This is a genomic window from Microbacterium sp. B35-04, from assembly GCF_010634885.1.
Lineage (GTDB): Bacteria > Actinomycetota > Actinomycetes > Actinomycetales > Microbacteriaceae > Microbacterium.
Map to the genome: position 1 here is coordinate 50,413 of NZ_MWLP01000041.1, position 17,871 is coordinate 68,283.

Genomic DNA, 17,871 nt, shown 5'->3' on the forward strand with positions numbered 1-17,871 from the left:
GGCCTCACCGCAGGACCCGCGAAAGGGTAGATCTCCGCCGCACGCACGACGGCGGAGATCTACCCTTTCGCGATTCCGTCAGCGGCGCTCGACGGCCTGATGGTCCGAGGCGGCCGCGGCGCTCCCGTCGCCCGGAGACGTCGAGCTCGCGGCCGCGTCCGCCACTCGGAAGCGCGCGCTGAGGAGCACATCGTCGCGGGATGACGGGCCGACCAGCAGCTCGAACTCGCCGGCCTCGACGATGCGCCGGCCCGCGGCATCCACGATCGTGCAATCGGCGACCGGCAGCGACAGCTCGACCGTTGCGGTCTCGCCGGGCTGCAGATCGACATGGCGGTACGCCTTGAGCTCCTTGTCGGCCCAGCTGACCGTGGCCACGCTGTCGCGCACGTACACCTGCACGACCTCGTGCGCAGGGCGGTCACCGGTGTTGCGAAGCTCGACGAGCGCACGCACGGTGCCGTCGCGGCTCGGTTCCGGATCGATCACCCGGAGGTCGGCGTACTCGACGGTCGTGTACGACAGGCCCTCGCCGAACGCGAACGCCGGGCTCTGCGTGAGGTCGGCGTAGCGGTCGCCGTGCTGGCCGCGGATCTGGTTGTAGTAGATCGGCAGCTGTCCGGCGTGGCGCGCGAACGAGATCGGCAGGCGGCCGCTCGGCTCGATGAGTCCGAGCAGCAGTTCGGCGACGGCCTGGCCGCCGCGCATGCCGGGGTTGGCGGTCCACACCAGTGCTGCGGCATCCGTGACCGCCTGCGGCAGCACATGCGGCTTCGAGGCGAGCAGCACCACCACCAGCGGTGTGCCGGTCGCCGCCAGCGCCTCGAGCAGCGCGACCTGCCCGCCGATGAGCTCGAGTGTCGCCGTCGACCGTCCCTCGCCGACCAGCTCGATGCGATCGCCGACCACGGCGACCACGTAGTCGGCGGCCTCGGCCGCCGCCACCGCCTCCGCGATGAGCGCCGCGTCGGCGCTGCTCGGAACGACGACCTGCGGCCGCGGCTGTCCGTCCGGGAAGAACGCGCCCGCGGGGTCCTCCTCGAGGGCGAGGATGTCTGCGCCCCGGGCGTGGGTGATCTCCCAGTCCGCCGGGACGTGCGCGCGCAGCCCGTCGAGCACTGTTGTGATCATCTCGCGCGGGTGCCCGTCGGGGATCCAGTCCACCTGGCCCGACGATCCGGCCCAGTCGCCGAGCTGCGTCTGCGCGTCGTCGGCGAGGGGCCCGACGACGGCGATGCGGCGAGATCCGGTCCCCACGCCCCCTCCGGTCATCGCCGGCGCGTCGGCGGGTGCCTCCGCGCGCGTGGGCCCAGCCGCGGCATCCGTCCGTCCTGCCGCATTGGCGGTGAGACCGCCGCCGAGGGGCAGCGTGCCGTCGTTGCGCAGCAGCACGAGGGACCGACGTGCGGCTTCGAGGTTGAGCGCCGTGTGCTCGGGTGAGCCGACGACCGCGGCGATGCGCTCGCGATCGGGGAGTCGCGGGTCTTCGAAGAGGCCGAACTCGAACTTGAGCAGCAGGATGCGCGTCACCGCCCGGTCGAGGGCCTCCTCGGTCACGAGCCCCTGCGCGAGCGCGTCGAGCGCGCCCTGGAAGAACCCGGGCGTCGTCATGATCATGTCGTTGCCGGCGAGCATCGCCGCAGCGGCGGCGTGGGCGTAGTCGGGCTGCACCTTCTGCTCCCACACCATGCGGCCGACGTTGTCCCAGTCGGTGATGAGGGTGCCGGTGTAGCCCCACTCGCCACGCAGCACGTCGTTCAGCAGCCAGTCATTGACCGTGATCGGCACGCCGTCGATGCTCTGGTAGCCGAGCATGAAGGTGCGGCATCCTTCTTTCGCCACCCTCTCGAACGGCGGCAGGAACCAGGAGCGCAGCTTGCGCTGCGAGATGTCGGCCTCGCTCGCGTCGCGGCCGCCCTGCGTCTCGGAGTAGCCGGCGAAGTGCTTCGCCGTCGCGAGGATCGCGGTGGGGTCGTCGAGCCCGCCGCCCTGGTAGCCGCGCACCATCGCCGACGCGAGCTCTCCGATGAGGAACGGGTCCTCGCCGAACGTCTCGTCGACACGGCCCCAGCGCAGGTCCCGCGCGATGCACAGCACGGGCGAGAACGTCCAGTGGATGCCGGTGGCCGAGACCTCGACGGCGGTGGCGCGTGCGACCCGCTCGGCGAGACCGGCGTCCCACGATGCCGCCAGGCCCAGCTGGGTCGGGTAGATCGTCGCCCCTTCCCAGAAGGAGTGGCCGTGGATGCAGTCCTCGGCGACGAGGAGCGGGATCTGCAGCCGGGTCCCGAGCGTCAGCTCGCGGGCGCGCAGCACCTTCTCGGGCGAGGCATGCAGGATCGAGCCGGCGTGCATGCGCACCACCTGGTCTTCGAGATCCTCGCGCGCGTCGAGCTGCAGCATCTGGCCGATCTTCTCCTCGACCGTCATGCGGCCGAGGAGGTCGGCGATGCGGTCGGCGACCGGCAGCGCGGCGTCGCGGTAGGCCGGGCGGTGCCCGTCGTGGGAGTCGCGCCGTTCCGGGGGGCGGGGGGCGTCGGTCACGGGGTCTCCTGTCGAGCCGGTGCGGAGGACGCGTCGTCGAGCGCCTCGCGAGGTGCGGGGGCAGGCGCCGCGGGTGATGTCTCTGCGGGTGCCGCGGACGCTGCCGGGGATGTCGCTGCGACGGATGCTGCCGCCGATCCCGGTGCGGGTGTCTCCGGGCCCGTCCGGACCGCGGTGACGGCGGCGGTCGCCTTCATCCCCTTCTTGCGCAGCGCCCTCGAGCGCTCGCCGGCCGAGCGCAGGCGCGGGTTGACGTACTCGTCGATGCCGAAGTTGACGAGCGACAGCGCCATGCCGAGCAGGGCGATGCAGAGTCCGGCCGGGACGTACCACCACCAGTAGTCCGGGAACGCGCCGTTCTGCTGCGCCCAGAACAGGATCGTGCCCCAGTTGAGGTTGGTGATCGGGATGACGCCGATGAAGGCGAGCGTCGTGAGCCCGAGCACCGCCGCGGTCACCGTGCCGACGAAGCTCGACGCGATGATCGCCATGAGGTTCGGCAGCATCTCGACCGTGATGATGCGCCCGAGCGGCTCGCCGTTGGCGCGCGCGGCCTGGACGAAGTCGCGGTTGCGCAGCGACATCGTCTGCGCGCGCAGCACGCGCGCACCCCATGCCCATCCGGTCAGCGCCAGCACCGCGGCGATGAGCAGCAGGCTGGGGTCTTCGAACTGCGACGCGATGATGATCATCAGCGGCAGGCCCGGCAGCACCAGGAAGACGTTCGTGAGCGCCGACAGCGACTCGCTCTTCCAGCCCGTGACGATGCCCGCTGTCACGCCGATCGCCACCGCGATCGCCGTGGCGAGCACGCCCGACAGCAGACCGACGACGAGCACACCGCGCGTGCCGTAGATGATCTGGCTGAAGATGTCCTCGCCCATGTGGCTGGTGCCGAGGAGGTGCTGCCACGACGGCGGCTGCTTGAGCGCCGTGTAGTCCTTGTCGAGCGGACCGTAGGGCGCGATGAGGTCGCCGAACACGGCGATCAGCACGAAGAACCCGAGGATCGCCAGCCCGGTCAGCGACTTGCGGTTGCGGAACATCGCGAACGACGAGCCGATGCGCGCGAGCGTCGACGGAGTGGCAGGGGTCTGCGGGGGCGCCGGTGCGACGGCCGTGCCGGGGGTCTCGGCATCCAGTGCCGTCGTGGTGGGAACGGTCATGTCAGGCCTCCTGGCGGGCGCGCGGGTCGAGGATGACGTACGCGATGTCGGCGAGGATGTTGGTCACGAGCACGGCGAGCGTGATCACGAGGAAGACCCCCTGCATGAGCGGGTAGTCCTTGGCATTGGTCGCATCGAGCAGCAGCTTGCCGATGCCGGGGTATGAGAACACCAGCTCCATGACGAGCGTGCCGCCGACGATGAAGCCGAGCGCGAGTGCGAAGCTCGACAGCTGCGGCAGCATCGCATTGCGGGCGGCGTAGGTCGTGACGACGCGGCGGTCCGAGAGGCCCTTCGCCTGGGCGACGGTGATGTAGTCCTCGTCGAGGACGGTGACCATCATGTTGCGCATGCCGAGGATCCAGCCGCCAAGCGACGCGATGACGATCGTGATCGCGGGGAGCGCGCCGTGATACAGCACCTCTCCCATGAACTCGGGATTCAAGCCGGGCCGCGTTCCCTTCCCGTACGCGTGGGATGCCGGGAACCAGCCGAGTGCCGACGAGAACACCGCGATCGCGATCAGGCCCATCCAGAAGTAGGGAACCGTGGAGAAGAACGTGGCGACCGGGATGACGGCATCCGATCCCCGTCCGCGTCGCCAGCCGATCACCGCACCGACGGCCGTGCCCAGGATGAACGACACGATCGTGGCGATGCCGACGAGCCCGACGGTCCACGGCAGCGCCGTGCCGATCACGTCGGTCACGGGGGCGAGGCCGTGCGAGAACGAGCGGCCGAGGTCACCGGAGAACAGCAGCTGCCAGTAGTCGATGTACTGCTCCCAGAGGCTCTTCTCGGTGTCGAGGCCGAAGAGGGTGCGCAGGGCGGAGGCCGCCTCGGGGCTGATCTTGCCCTGGTTCTTCGCCAGATAGGCCGAGACCGGATCGCCCTTCATCATGCGCGGGATGAGGAAGTTGATCGTGATTGCGGCCCATGCCGTGAACAGGTAGAAGAGGGTCTTCCGCAGCGCGAACCTCATGCGGGGACTCCTTCGGTGTCGGGGGTGTCGGGGGTGGCGGGGCGCGCGAAGTGGCGGTCGGGGTCGGGTGAGGCGTTGCGCAATGCGCGGGTGTAGTCGTCCTGCGGGTTGAGGATGACCTCGTCGGCGGGGCCGCGCTCGACGACCTTGCCGCGGTTGAGCACCATGATCTCGTCGCTGAAGTGCCGTGCCGTCGCCAGGTCATGGGTGATGTACAGCACGCCCAGGTTCGACTCGCGCTGCAGGTCGGCGAGCAGGTTGAGCACGCCCAGGCGGATCGAGACGTCGAGCATCGAGACCGGCTCGTCGGCGATGAGCAGGCTCGGCCGCGACGCGAGGGCGCGCGCGATGGCGACGCGCTGACGCTGACCGCCCGACAGCTCGTGCGGCCGCCGGTCGATGGTGCTGTCGGCATCCAGTCGAACGCGTTCGAGAAGCCGGCGCACCTCGTGCTCGACCTCGTCAGGCGGGACGACCCTGTCGAGGCGCAAGGGTCGCTCGACGTGGTGGCGGATGGTGTGGTACGGGTTCAGCGAGGCGAACGGGTCCTGGAACACCATGCGCACCTGCTGCCGGTAGCGGCGCAGGCCGCGGCCGCTGCGGGGGATGGGGGAGTCGTCGAGGAGCACGTCGCCCGAGGTCTGGCGCTCGAGCTGCGTGATGATCTTCGCGATCGTCGACTTGCCGCTGCCCGACTGGCCGACGAGGGCGATCGTGCGTCCGCTCGTGAGCGTGAAGCTCACGTCGTCGAGCGCCAGCATCTTGCCCGCGCCGCGCACGCGGTAGCGCTTGGTCACGTGGCGGAATTCGAGGGTCGTCATGCGGTCACCTCCATGGCGGTGTCGGCTCCTGCGGTCCCTGCGGCCGAGGTCGCGGCCTCCCGCTCGCTGCGCCCCGCGTCGGTGCCGCGCACGAAGTCCCCGCGGTCGCCGGTGAGGCTCGGGAACGACGACAGCAGCCGCCGCGTGTACTCGTGCTGCGGGTTCCGGTAGATGTTCTCGGCGGTGTCCAGCTCGACGATGCGGCCCTCGCGCATCACGGCGATGCGGTCGGAGATCTCCAGGAGCAGCGGGAGGTCGTGGGTGATGAAGACGACCGAGAAGCCGAACTCGCGGCGCAGCTCCGAGATCTGGGCGAGGATCTCGCGCTGCACCAGCACGTCGAGCGCGGTCGTCGGCTCGTCCATGATCATCAGCTGGGGGTGGAGGGCGAGCGCCATCGCGATCATGACGCGCTGGCGCATGCCGCCCGACAGCTCGTGCGGGAACGACCTGAGACGGTCGCGGCCGACGCCGACGAGGTCGAGCAGGTCGCCGCACGCGCGGGTGCGCTCGCTGCGTGACAACTCGGGGCGGTGCGTCGTGAACACGTCGCCGAGCTGGCGGCCGATGTTGATGACGGGGTTCAGGGCGTTCATCGCGCCCTGGAACACCATCGAGGCCTTGTCCCAGCGGAACCGGCGCATCTCGTCGTCGCTCAGCGCGCCGATGTCGATCACCTCCCCGGTGGCATCGTGGAACACCGCGCTGCCGCCGGTGATGACGGCCGGGGGCTTCAGGAGGCGCTGGATGCCGTAGGCCAGGGTGGTCTTGCCCGAGCCGGATTCGCCGGCCAGGCCCAGGATCTCGCCGCGCTTCAGTTCCAGCGACACGTCGCGCACCGCCTCGACAGGCGGGTCGACGTCGTAGGTGACGCTGAAGTCGGAGATCGTCAGCAGAACGTCTTCGGTCATATCTCGATCGTGCTCGCGGTTCGTGTGGTTTCGGGGAGTGGCGCGTCAGGCGGCGGTGCGGGTGTGAGGCGGCGCCGTGGGGCGCTGCCGCGTGACGACGCGGATGGGTGCAGGAGACGCGTGCAGGGGCTGGGCCGGTCGGGCCCAGCCCCTGCCGCCGTCGCTTTCAGTCCGCGGGCTGGAGCTTGGTGAGGATGTACACCGCGGTGGGCTGCGTCGGGTCGGCGGGCACGTACGGGTCGTCCTCTCCGGGCCAGCCGACGAAGCTGCGGGTGTTGTACTGGCTGAGGAACGGACGCGTGCCGATCGGCATCGCCGGCACCTGATCGACGAAGATCTGCTGCACTTCCTCGAGCGCGGCTTGGCGCGACGCGTCGTCGGTCGTGCTCGCGTACTCCGCGAGCGCGGCCGTCGCTTCCGGGCTGTCGAAGCGGCCGAAGTTGAAGTCGGCCGTCTCGCCGAGGGGCTTCAGGAACCGGCCGTCCATCTGGTCGCTGTACAGGTCGTAGGGCGTCGCGCCCGAGTCGGTCCAGTGCAGGATCGCCTGGAAGTCGCCGGTGCCCTTGGCCTCCCACCACGAGTCGGAGTCGGGCGTGTCCACCGCGGCTTCGACGCCGAGCTCCTTGACGGAGTCCGAGATGAGGCTGATCCCGGTGACGTAGTCGTTCCAGCCCTGCGGCACCGACAGCGTGAACGTCACCGCTTCGCCGTCGGGGTCGACGAGCGCGTCGCCGTCCCAGGTGTAGCCGGCCTCCTCGAGCACCGCCTTGGCGCCCTCGACGTCGACCGCGTACTCCTGGCCCGCGAACTCGTCGGCGATGTAGGCGTCGCCGGCCGGGGTCGGGAGCCCCGTGACCGATGTGAGTTCGGGTACGCCGCCCTCGCGGGCGATCTCCTGGTGCTTCGCGCGGTCGAGGACCATGTTGACGGCCTTGCGGAAGGCCACGTCGTCGAACGGCTTGGTCGTGGTGTTGACGAACATCGTGTCGATGCCCAGGCCCGCCGCTGCCCAGTAGACGTTGTGGTCGGGGTCCTTGTCGAGGTAGGCGGACTGCACGTTCGGGATGAACGCCTGCGCCCAGTCGGCGTCGCCGCTGGCGAGGGCTGTCGTCAGCGCGGTGTTGTCGGCGTACGACACGTAGTAGAGCGTCGGCACGGCCAGTTCGCCGCCCCAGTAGTCCTCGCGTGCGGTGAGCTCGACGGCCTGGGTGCTGAAGCTGCTGAGGGTGTACGGACCCGTGCCGACGGGCTCCTCGTTCGTGAAGGTGGTCGGGTCGTCGACCTCCTCCCAGACGTGCTGCGGGACGATGCGGATGTGCAGCACCTTGTCCTGCTTGATGAACATCGGGTTCTCGAACGACAGGGTGACGGTGTCGCCGTCGACGGCGACGTCGGTGAGCCCCAGCGCCGTGATGTCGAGCGCCGGGTTGTCCATGATCAGCTGGAACGTGTAGGCGATGTCGTCAGCCGTGAAGTCCTCGCCGTCGTTCCACTTCACGCCTTCGCGGGCGGTCAGCTGCACGGACTTGTAGTCCTCCGACCAGCTGATCTCCGAGGCGAGCCACGGCACCACGTCGGCCGTGGGGTCGACGAGGTTGACGATGCCGAGGGGCTCGAAGATGGCGTTCGCGTAGCCGAGCTTCAGCGCCGACGAGTCGCCCACCCAGGGGTTGTTGCCCTCGGTGGTGATCGGGCCGTCAGGCTTGGCGATGGTGAGGGATGCCCCGCCTTCGGGGTCGGCCGTGTCGTCTCCGCCGCCGCCGGCACAGCCAGTCAGCGCGATCGCTGCGGCGAGGCCGATGGCGAGGAGGGGGGTCCTGAGCCTCATTGCTTCTCCTTCGTGATGTGTGCACGGCGCCGTGTACAGCAATGTGACGTCGGCGTCGTGGAGGTGATTGCCGGATCAACTTACAATCAAGTAAGTAACTTTTGCAAGTAGGGTGTTCCGGTGTGCACGGACACACCGTGCGTAGACTCACAGGCGCCAGCGGAGAAGCCGCTCCGAGTCCGCCGAAGAAGGGGGTGCCGACCGATGGCAACACAGCGTCGGCAGCCGCGCTCGCGGCCCGAGACACTCGCCCGCCGCCGGGAGATCCTCGACGCCGCCGTCGAGATCTTCGGCAGCAAGGGCTTCACCGGCGGCACCCTGCAGGACATCGCCGACCAGGTCGGCATGACCCACGCGGGCATCCTCCACCACTTCGGATCGAAGCACGAGCTGCTCCTCGAAGTGCTGCAGCATCGCGACGAGACCGACGTCGCCGACCTCGCCGAGCAGCACATCCCCGACGGGCTGGCGCTCTTCCGCCACCTGGTGCGCACCGCGTTCGTGAACGCCCACCGGGCCGGCATCGTGCAGGCGTACGTTGTGCTGTCGGCCGAGTCGGTGACCGACGACCACCCCGGGCGCGACTTCTTCGAGAAGCGCTACCAGACCCTCCGCGCAGAGGTCGCCCACGCGTTCGCCGTGGTGTGCGCCGAGCGCGGCATCACGACGCCCGAGACCGTCGGGTTCGCCTCGACGAGCATCCTGGCCGTCATGGACGGCCTGCAGGTGCAGTGGCTGCTCGACCCCGACGCCGTCGACCTGGCGCACGCGTCGGAGTTCGCCATCGAGGCGATCGTCTCGGCGGTGCTGTCGCCGTCCCCGTCACCGCTCGCCGACGACGCCGACGAGCACGCCGATCAGCCCAGTCGCTCGACCGTGTAGTCGATGCAGCGGATGAGCTGACGCACGTCGTCGGGCTCGATCGACACGAACGTCGCGACGCGCAGCTGGTTGCGACCGAGCTTGCGGTAGGGCTCGGTGTCGACGATGCCGTTGTCGCGGAGGCTCTTGGCGACGGCTGCGGCATCCACCGTCTCGTCGAAGTCGATGGTCACGACGACGGGGGAGCGGTCGGCCGCGTCGGCGACGAACGGCGTCGCGAAGGCGGATGCCTCGGCCCAGTCGTACAGCGCCTGCGACGACTCGCGCGTGCGGGCGTCGGCCCACTGCAGGCCGCCCGAGGCGAGGATCCAGTCGAGCTGCTTGTCGAGGAGGAACAGCGTCGCGAGCGCGGGGGTGTTGAGGGTCTGGTTGAGGCGCGAGTTGTCGAGGGCGTTCTTGAGGCTCAGGAACTCGGGGATGTAGCGTCCCGACGCCGCGATGCGCTCGATGCGCTCGATCGCCGCCGGCGAGACGAGCGCGAACCAGAGGCCGCCGTCGGAGCCGAGGTTCTTCTGCGGTGCGAAGTAGTAGACGTCGGCCTCGTGCACCGAGAAGTCGATGCCGCCCGCCGCACTCGTCGCATCGATGACGGTGAGGGCGCCCTCGTCGCCGTGCACGCGCGTGACGGCGGTCGAGACGCCGGTGGAGGTCTCGTTGTGCGGCCAGGCGTAGACGTCGATGCCCTCGACCGCTTCGGCGACCGTGCTGGTGCCGGGCTCGGCCTTGCGGACGTCGGGAGCCTCGAGCCAGGGGGTCTTCGCCGCGGCGGCGAACTTCCCGCCGAACTCGCCGAACACGAGGTTCTGGCTGCGCTTCTCAATGAGGCCGAAGGCCGCGGCATCCCAGAACGCGGTCGAGCCGCCGTTGCCGAGGATGACCTCGTAGCCGTTCGGCAGGCGGAACAGCTGGTTCAGCTCGGCGCGCACCTGGCCCACCAGGCTCTTGACGGGCGCCTGTCGGTGCGACGTGCCCAGCAGTGCGGAACCGGGTCCTGCGAGCGCCTCGATGTGGGCGGGCGCGATCTTCGACGGGCCGCACCCGAAGCGTCCATCGGCGGGAAGGATCTCACGGGGCAGAAGGACGTGGGCCATGCGTCGATTCTAGAGAGGCCCGCCCCGCCGCCTCGCCCCCGTGACAGCCTGTGACGCGCCGGGCTTTCGCGGGGGGCGTTCGACCGGGAGTCGCGGCATCCGTCATCGACAGGTCAACCGGGGCTTTCGACTGCGGGTCGCGGCATCCGCCGCAACAGGTCAACCGGGGCTTCGACTGCGGGTCGCGGCATCCGTCGCAACAGGTCAACCGGGGCTTCGACTGCGGGTCGCGGCACGGCACCCGTTGCCGACAGGTCAACCGGGCTTCCACAGGAGGATGAAACCTTCCAACGTCCTGTGGAGGGCCGGTTGACCTGTTGGGTGCCTCCTCCACAGGAGGGCGAACGGATGCCGAGTGCATGACTTCTTCACCGTGCTGCCGCAGACGCGACCCACTGGTCGGGCGCTCCGCCATCGTTCGAAGATGATCGGGCTCATCGATGCGCTGACCCGTCGGGGTGGCGTTGCGCGCCTCCGGGCGCTTCTCGACGCAGGATTCAGCCGCCTGACGGTTGCCGGAGCAGTCGCGGACGGCATCCTCACTGTTCCTCGACGTGGCTGGATCGCGCTGGCCGATGCAGATCCCTATCTCCTCGCCGCGGCCAGTGCCGGCGTCGTGCTCACCTGCGTCACCAGGGCGAAACGGCTGGGGCTCTGGGTGCTCGCGGAAGAGGCACCGCACGTCGGAGCGCCGTCATCCGCCTCGCGGCTGAGTTTGCAGAATCCGAAGACGACCGTGCACTGGGCAGCTCCCGTCCAGCCGCGGGAGGTCGGCGCCCTGGAAGACGGCATCCTGAACACGCTGGTGATCGTCGCCCGCTGCCAGCCCTTCGAAGCGGCGTTGGCGGTATGGGATTCCGCGCTCAATGGCGGACTGGTGACGAAGATGGAACTGGCTCGCCTGCAGCTGCGACCGGCCGCCCGTCGGGTGCTCGACGCCGCGACCCCCTTTTCGGATTCTGGACTTGAGACGATCTTCGCGATCCGACTGAAGTGGCTGCGGCTTCCGATCCGGGCGCAGATCTGGATACTCGAGCATCGTGTCGACTTCCTGATCGGCGAGCGGCTCGTGGTCCAGGTCGACGGCGGCCACCACGTCGGACTCCAGCGCGCCGCGGATGTCGCGCATGATGCGGCGCTGACGCTGCTCGGCTACCACGTGATCCGCGTGACGTATGCGCAGGTCATCGACCGCTGGCACGAGGTGCAGGAGCTCATCATGCGAGCGATTGCACAGGGCCTCCACCGCCCACGGTGATTCTCTGCGTCGCCGGTCGCCGGTCGCCGGTGGTCGCCGGTGGTCGGTCCATCCGCTGCCGTCGCGCTGCGAGGCCTGCTCGACAGGTCAACCGGCCTTCGACAGGAGGTTGAATCCTTCCAACCTCCTGTGGAGGTGCGGTTGACCTGTTGGAGCCCAGGCGGTGCCCCGAGCCCGCCCGCCCGCCCGCCTCGGCGTCTGCGCCAGAAGATAGGCTGTCCCTACACTCCAGACATCGAGGACGCCGCGACATGACAGACCTGATCGACACCACTGAGATGTACCTGCGCACGATCCTCGAACTCGAGGAGGAGAACATCGTGCCGCTGCGGGCGCGCATCTCGGAGCGCCTCGGGCACTCGGGTCCCACGGTGTCGCAGACCATCGGCCGCATGGAGCGGGACGGACTGGTCGTCGTGTCCGAAGACCGCTCGCTCGAGCTCACCGCCGCCGGCCGTCAGAAGGCCGTCGACGTCATGCGCAAGCACCGTCTGGCCGAGCGCCTGCTCTCGGATGTGATCGGCCTGGACTGGGCCTACGTCCACGAAGAGGCCTGCCGCTGGGAGCACGTGATGAGCGAGCAGGTCGAGCGCCGCCTGGTCGAGCTGCTCGGCCACCCCACCGAGTCGCCCTACGGCAACCCCATCCCCGGGCTCGACCAGCTGGGCGACGTGCCGACGAACGGCTTCGAGCAGGGCGTCGTTGGCCTGGTGCGCCGTCTCAACGACGCCGGCGAGCCCATCACCGGCACGGTGCGCCGGCTCGCCGAGCCCGCGCAGGTCGACCCCGAGCTGCTGCAGCAGCTGAAGGGCGCCGGCGTCGTGCCGGGCGCCTTCGGCGACTACCGCTACAACGAGGGCTACGTGCTCGTGCAGATGCAGGGCAGCGACGAGGGCCTCGAGCTTCCGGTCGAGATCGCGTCTCACATCTTCCTGGTCGACGAGACCCGCTGACGGCCTGAGCGGGGGACGGATGCCGCACCGCGGCGCCCTCCGGCACGCCCCGAGTCTCCCGCGACGGCGCCCGCTCCGCGCGCCTCTGGAAGCCCCACAGACCGCGGCCGCGGCATCCCTCGACGCACTGTGCGGAGATTGCCAGGCGTGGAGCGTGACATAAACGTGACCTTCGGGTAGCCTCGAGAAGTCCACCAGGCGAGAAGCCCGCCGACCGGACCCCACGTGGATTGCCTCACCGGCTCGTCGTCCACATGTGGTGTAGCCCGCATATCGTGCCCCGACATCGAATGCTGACGAGCCAGCGCCCAGGCGCAGAGGCGCCGGAGGAAAAGTTTGGCTGAAGAGATAGATTCGCACGCGATCGTGCCCGAGCACGCGGCGACCGACCCGACCCGTCGAGCGCGCAAACGGCAGACCCCCGTGCGACAGGCCCGAGCCGTGCCGCCCGCCAAGTCGAAGCCGACGACCGTGCGCTCGAGCGCCCCGTCCTCGTCTTCAGCTTCCTCGACCAAGGGGCGCGTGCTCAAGCCGCTGCGCAGCCTGGCCGTGCTGGCCATGGTGGGCGGACTCGTCGCCACCGTCGCGATCCCGGCGTTCGCCGCGACCGCCGGCGTCGGCACCGAAGAGGCCCGCACCATCCAGCAGATGGCCGTCGACGACGCGCAGTCGTTCGTCGCGGCATCCGATGCCAATGCCACGGAGCTCTCGCGCGGAAGCTACGCGGCCACCACGGCCGAAGAGATCGAGAAGCGGAAGGCCGAAGAGGCGGCTGCCGAACGCGCCCGCCAGGTCGCCAAGGCGGCGGCGGCGGCGGCGGCGACGCGGTCGTCGTCGTCCGTCCCGGTCAACATCGCCCTCACCTCGCCCGGAACCGGCGAGGTGCGCTGGCCGATCCTCAACTTCACCAAGGGCCGCGGCCTCTGGGACTCGGGCTACCACCAGGGTGTCGATCTGCTGTCGTCGTGTGGGACACCGCTCTACGCGGCTGCGGCCGGCGTGGTCAAGGTCTCGCAGGAGAGCTACGGCGGCTACGGCGTCGGTGTCTCGATCGACCACGTCATCGGCGGCCAGCAGGTCAACACGCTCTACGGGCACATGACGTACGGCAGCCGTCAGGTCTCGGTCGGCCAGTCGGTCGCGGCGGGCCAGCTCATCGGGCTCGTCGGCAGCACCGGAAGCTCCACCGCGTGCCATTTGCACTTCGAGGTCCACATCAACGGCTCCGTCGTCGACCCGTGGGCGTGGCTGCAGGCCAACGCCGGGTAGCCGGATCGACCCCATCGCATCACGACGGATGCCCGTTGCCCGGCCGGGCGGCTGGGCCCACGCGCCCGAGGCTCCACGCAGCGCGAAGCGATGCGTGGAGAGGCGTGGGGAGCATCCGTTGTTCGACACGCCCCCGTGCGTTCACCGAGTTCACCGCCCCGGTGTCGGCTGGGTGCGTTAGCCTGAATCCCGACGCTGAGAGAGCGGAGGGAGCCGATGGGCTGCACACCACGCATCCGAACCATGGATGCGCTTGGACGCCTCGTCCTTCGGCATTGCACGAGTGGATGCCGCGGCATTGCCGTGGCGCCAAGGCGCTGTCTATAAGACAGCGCCTTTTTTCATGCCCCTGCGCCCTTGATCGTCGCGCAAGTCGAATAACCGAGAAGCCGTCCCGGCCATTCGAGAGGATGATCAATGCGCACTCTGGTGCTGAATGCGGGCTACGAACCGCTCGCGGTCGTGTCGTTCAAACGGGCGCTCGTGCTCGTGATGAACGAGAAGGCCACCGTCGTGGAACACACCGAGACCGATCCGGTGTGGGGCACCAGACGCGCGTACGAGCGTCCGGCCGTGATCATCCTGACCCGCTACGTGCGGGTGCCGGGCGGTCGCCATGTGCCGGTGACGCGGCGGGGTGTGCTGCGGCGCGACAACCACCGCTGCGGGTACTGCGGCAAGGCGGCGTCGACGATCGATCACGTGCTGCCACGCTCGCGCGGCGGTGCGGACTCCTGGGAGAACCTCGTGGCCTGCTGCCTGCGCTGCAACAACGTGAAGAGTGACCGCACGCCGCAGGAGATGAACTGGGAGCTGCGCTTCCTGCCGCGCCCGCCGCGCGGCGGACAGTGGACCGTCCGGGGCACCGAGCGCACCGATCCGCGGTGGGAGCCGTATCTCGCCCTCGCGGCCTGACATCTCGCCGAGTCAGGAGAGCTCGAGGCCCGAGACCTCGAGGGTGAGCAGAGCCGCGACGACGAACGCCAGCCCGGTGTACACCAGGTCTTCGAACCAGTCGAACAGTCCCGGTCGGCGCTCGATCATCATCTTGGGGTTGTAGTAGAAGATCGACGCGAGGATGACGAGCGCCGAGAAGGCGAGTCCGATCCACGCGGCGAACGGCACGCCCGCGAACAGCAGGGCGATCACGATGGTGGCCAGCACGTACAGCCACAGCTCCCGAACGAAGGCCCGCATCGAGTCGTGGCGCGACACGCCCGCCTTCGCGGTCGCTCTCCAGAGTTCGTAGAGCAGCGACAGGGTGAACGAGACGATCAGCACCCACGCTGAGATCGATTCGAGCAGGCTCGGGTGAATGGCACCGTCCACGGCAGGCTCCTCACGGAATGCGTGGAGCGAGCCCACGGTGGTCCATACGGTAGCGATTGCGCGACAGCCTGGGAAGGCTTGGGGCGGGATCGCGTTCGGCGCGGGAAGCCCAATTTCTCGAACATAACTGTCGGAAGCTGGGGGTACGCTCGTTCGCAGCGGTTGAATGACTAGAACATCTATTCTAGTATAGGCGAATGGGGGCGATCGTGCAGCTCACGGCACAGCACGTGCACGAAGCCGTCGGACAGGAGCCGACGGCCGCCCGGCCTGCCGCCATCCGCGCGGGAGGAGCGGGGTCGGCCGGTGCAGGTAGGGGCACCGGGTCTACCAGCACCGCATCCACCAGCACCGTCGCCCAACTGCGGGCGCAGCTCGAGCGGGTGCAGGGGCGACGGCTCGACGCGCCGGTGCTGCCGGTGCATCCCGCCCTCGCCTCGCTGCTTCCCGGGGGCGGCCTGCGTCCCGGGGCGGCCTATTCCCTCCCGCGGTCGACGTCGGTGCTGCTGGCGATGCTCGCCCAGCCGTCGCAGTCCGGGTCGTGGTGCGGAGTGATCGGGATGCCGCGGCTCGGCGCCGAGGCGGCAGAGGGGCTGGGGGTCGATCTGTCGCGCCTCGTGCTCATCCCTGATCCCGGTGCCCGCTGGCTCGCGGTGACCTCGACGGTCGCCGAGGTGCTGCCGGTGGTCGCGGTGCGTCCGTCCGGACGAGCCGCCGACGGCGAGATCGCGCGTCTGGCGGCGCGGCTGCGCGATCGCGGCGCGGTGCTGCTCGTGCAGGGACCGTGGCCCCAGGCAGAGGCGGTGATCGAGGTAGGTGAGCCGGCATGGGAGGGCGTCGGGCGCGGGCACGGCTATCTCTCCGGCCGCGAGGTGACGCTCACCTCGTCGAGCCGTCGCTGGCCGCGATCCCGGCGCGCTCGCGTGATGCTTCCGGATGCCGCGGGCCATGTCTCCGCCGTGCCGGAGCGGATGCGCCCCGTCGAGTCGCTGCATCCCGCCGCCGCATCGGCCTCCTCTCCGCTCGACGTCTCGCTCGGTCATCGGATCAGGGCGGTGGGGTGACATGACGCCGGGCACGCCCGTTCGGAGCCTCGTGCTGTGGTTTCCCGACTGGCCGGTCACGGCTCTCGAGAGGGAGGCGGCTGCGGCTGCGGCAGATCCGATCGCCGTCGTCGAGCGCAACCTGGTGGTCGCGTGCTCGGCGTCCGCGCGCGCCGAGGGGGTGCGTCGCGGGCAGCGCCGGCGCGACGCGCAGGCGCGGTGTCCGGGGCTGACGCTGGTGAATGCGGATGCCGCGCGCGATCACCGCGCGTTCGCGCCGATCGTGTCGCTGATCGAAGAGCGGGCGCCCGGGGTGCAGCTGGTGCGGCCGGGGCTGTGCGCGCTGCGCGCCCGTGGCCCGGCGCGGTACTACGGCGGCGAGACCGAGGCCGCCCGCATGCTGATCGGCGCGCTGCGCGAGGCCGGTCTCGACGGGGTCAGGGCGGGGATCGCCGACGGGCCGTTCACGGCCGAGCAGGCGGCGCGCGGGGGCACGAGCGCCGAGGATCCGGTCTTCGTCGTGCCCGCCGGCGGGGCGGCGGGGTTCCTCGCGCCGCTGTCGGTCGCCGTGCTCGACGCGTCGGCGATGATCGGCGCGGGCGCGGCAGGCACGAAGGATGCGGCGGACCTCGTGGGACTCCTCGCGCGGCTGGGCGTGCAGACGCTCGGCGGGTTCGCCGCGATGGAGCCCGATCGCGTGCGCGAGCGGTTCGGCGAGCGGGGCGTCCGGCTGCACTCCCTCGCCGCGGGGCACGACTCGCGGCCGGTGCAGCCGCGCACCCCGCCGCCCGAGCTCGAGCGCGAGGTCGCGTTCGAGCCGCCGCTCGAGATCGCCGACCAGGTGGCGTTCGCGATGCGCGTCACCGCGGACGACTTCATCGGCGGGCTGGGTGCGATGGATCTCGTCTGCACCGAGCTGCGGGTCGAGCTCGTCGGCGATCGCGGGGAGCGCAGCGAGCGGGTGTGGCTGCACCCCGGCTCGTTCGATGCGGCGGCGGTCGTCGACCGTGTGCGGTGGCAGCTCGCCGAAGACGTCGGCGCCGATCCCTCTGGCGGCGACGCGGCAGGGCGGCGCGGCTTGCGCAGCGGGGTCACCCTGGTGCGGATCTCGCCCGAGGCGGTGGATGCGGCATCCCATCACGCCCCGGCGCTGTTCGGGGGCGGACCCGAGGAGCGGGTGCATCACGCGCTGTCGCGGGTGCAGGCCATGCTGGGTCATCGCGGTGTGCTGACGCCCGCGATCGGCGGCGGGCGGTGGCTGGCCGAGCGTCAGGTGCTCGTGCCGTGGGGAGACCGGGACGAGCGCGACCGGCAGGCGACAGGCGCCGGCGGCCTCGCGGCGCAGCGTGCGCGACCGTGGCCGGGGAGTCTGCCCGAGCCGCTGCCGACGACGGTGTTCGCCGATCCGGTGCCGGTCGACGTGCGTGCGCTCGGGGGCGAGCTCGTCGATGTCGACGAGCGGGGCAATGTCGCGGCCGTGCCCGCGTTCTTCATCGAGAGCGGGCGCCGGCGGGCGATCGAGGCGTGGGCGGGCCCGTGGCCGGTGATCGAGCGGGGATGGGATGCCGCGCGCTCGCGGCGTGCGTACCGGTTCCAGGTCGTCGACGCCGACGGGTCGGCGTGGCTGCTGGTGTGCGACGGCGACGCGTGGACCGCGGAGGCCACCTATGACTAGGGAACTTGGCTCCCGGTCGTTGAGCGAGCGAGGAACGAGCGAGACGAAACGCCCCGGAACCGGCGTGACTGTGCGGCTCGAGGCGTTTCGTCTCGGTCGCTGGCGCTCCCTCGCTCAAC

15 protein-coding genes are annotated in these 17,871 nt (G+C 70.2%); 7 read left to right on the forward strand and 8 right to left on the reverse strand.

Annotation, left to right across the window (positions count from 1 at the left end; all coding sequences use genetic code 11):
• Window positions 1–78 precede the first annotated feature (78 nt).
• The 6 genes from B1729_RS11455 to B1729_RS11480 form a co-directional block, all read right to left on the reverse strand.
• Window positions 79–2,544, reverse strand: a complete 2,466-nt coding sequence (locus B1729_RS11455) for a glycoside hydrolase family 3 N-terminal domain-containing protein (RefSeq protein WP_239539599.1) — start codon at window positions 2,542–2,544, stop codon at window positions 79–81.
• Complete coding sequence (locus B1729_RS11460) at window positions 2,541–3,590, reverse strand: ABC transporter permease (protein ID WP_239526135.1); 1,050 nt, start codon at window positions 3,588–3,590, stop codon at window positions 2,541–2,543. The genes B1729_RS11455 and B1729_RS11460 overlap by 4 nt, the downstream gene beginning before the upstream one ends.
• 121 nt (window positions 3,591–3,711) lie before the next feature.
• Complete coding sequence (locus B1729_RS11465) at window positions 3,712–4,692, reverse strand: ABC transporter permease (protein WP_163619625.1); 981 nt, start codon at window positions 4,690–4,692, stop codon at window positions 3,712–3,714.
• A complete protein-coding gene (locus tag B1729_RS11470) occupies window positions 4,689–5,513 on the reverse strand; it encodes an ATP-binding cassette domain-containing protein (RefSeq protein ID WP_163632775.1) in 825 nt (274 codons plus the stop codon). Before B1729_RS11470 ends, B1729_RS11465 begins: the two co-directional genes overlap by 4 nt.
• Window positions 5,510–6,424, reverse strand: coding sequence for an ABC transporter ATP-binding protein (locus tag B1729_RS11475; RefSeq protein ID WP_163619620.1), 915 nt, complete (start codon window positions 6,422–6,424; stop codon window positions 5,510–5,512). Before B1729_RS11475 ends, B1729_RS11470 begins: the two co-directional genes overlap by 4 nt.
• 166 nt (window positions 6,425–6,590) lie before the next feature.
• On the reverse strand, window positions 6,591–8,252 hold the full coding sequence (locus B1729_RS11480) for an ABC transporter substrate-binding protein (protein ID WP_163619618.1): 1,662 nt from the start codon (window positions 8,250–8,252) through the stop codon (window positions 6,591–6,593).
• A gap of 204 nt (window positions 8,253–8,456) precedes the next feature.
• Here B1729_RS11480 and B1729_RS11485 point away from each other — a divergent pair, with 204 nt between their 5' ends.
• The gene (locus B1729_RS11485) at window positions 8,457–9,134 is read left to right on the forward strand and encodes a TetR/AcrR family transcriptional regulator (RefSeq protein ID WP_163632778.1); all 678 of its coding nucleotides are present in this window, start codon (window positions 8,457–8,459) and stop codon (window positions 9,132–9,134) included.
• Here the strand turns inward: B1729_RS11485 and serC are convergent.
• Window positions 9,110–10,225, reverse strand: coding sequence for a phosphoserine transaminase (serC, locus tag B1729_RS11490; protein WP_163619615.1), 1,116 nt, complete (start codon window positions 10,223–10,225; stop codon window positions 9,110–9,112). The genes B1729_RS11485 and serC overlap by 25 nt on opposite strands.
• A 355-nt stretch (window positions 10,226–10,580) precedes the next feature.
• Here serC and B1729_RS11495 point away from each other — a divergent pair, with 355 nt between their 5' ends.
• From B1729_RS11495 to B1729_RS11510, 4 genes are all read left to right on the forward strand, one after another.
• On the forward strand, window positions 10,581–11,483 hold the full coding sequence (locus tag B1729_RS11495; RefSeq protein ID WP_239539600.1) for a DUF559 domain-containing protein: 903 nt from the start codon (window positions 10,581–10,583) through the stop codon (window positions 11,481–11,483).
• Window positions 11,484–11,734: 251 nt separating this feature from the next.
• Complete coding sequence (locus B1729_RS11500) at window positions 11,735–12,436, forward strand: metal-dependent transcriptional regulator (protein ID WP_163619613.1); 702 nt, start codon at window positions 11,735–11,737, stop codon at window positions 12,434–12,436.
• 336 nt (window positions 12,437–12,772) lie between these two features.
• Window positions 12,773–13,705 (forward strand): M23 family metallopeptidase, encoded by a 933-nt coding sequence (locus tag B1729_RS11505; protein ID WP_163632780.1) that lies wholly within the window; start codon window positions 12,773–12,775, stop codon window positions 13,703–13,705.
• 417 nt (window positions 13,706–14,122) lie between these two features.
• A complete protein-coding gene (locus B1729_RS11510; RefSeq protein ID WP_163619602.1) occupies window positions 14,123–14,620 on the forward strand; it encodes an HNH endonuclease in 498 nt (165 codons plus the stop codon).
• A 12-nt stretch (window positions 14,621–14,632) separates the two neighbouring features.
• On the opposite strand, the gene B1729_RS11515 is transcribed toward B1729_RS11510, so the two are convergent.
• Window positions 14,633–15,034 (reverse strand): hypothetical protein, encoded by a 402-nt coding sequence (locus B1729_RS11515; RefSeq protein ID WP_163619600.1) that lies wholly within the window; start codon window positions 15,032–15,034, stop codon window positions 14,633–14,635.
• 197 nt (window positions 15,035–15,231) lie between these two features.
• Between B1729_RS11515 and B1729_RS11520 the strand changes: the two genes are divergently transcribed.
• Window positions 15,232–16,098: a hypothetical protein gene (locus tag B1729_RS11520; protein ID WP_239526120.1), complete on the forward strand. Its 867-nt coding sequence runs from the start codon at window positions 15,232–15,234 to the stop codon at window positions 16,096–16,098.
• A 1-nt stretch (window position 16,099) separates the two neighbouring features.
• Entirely contained in the window at window positions 16,100–17,752 is a 1,653-nt protein-coding gene (locus B1729_RS11525; protein ID WP_163632782.1) for a DNA polymerase Y family protein, read from the forward strand.
• Window positions 17,753–17,871: the final 119 nt, after the last annotated feature.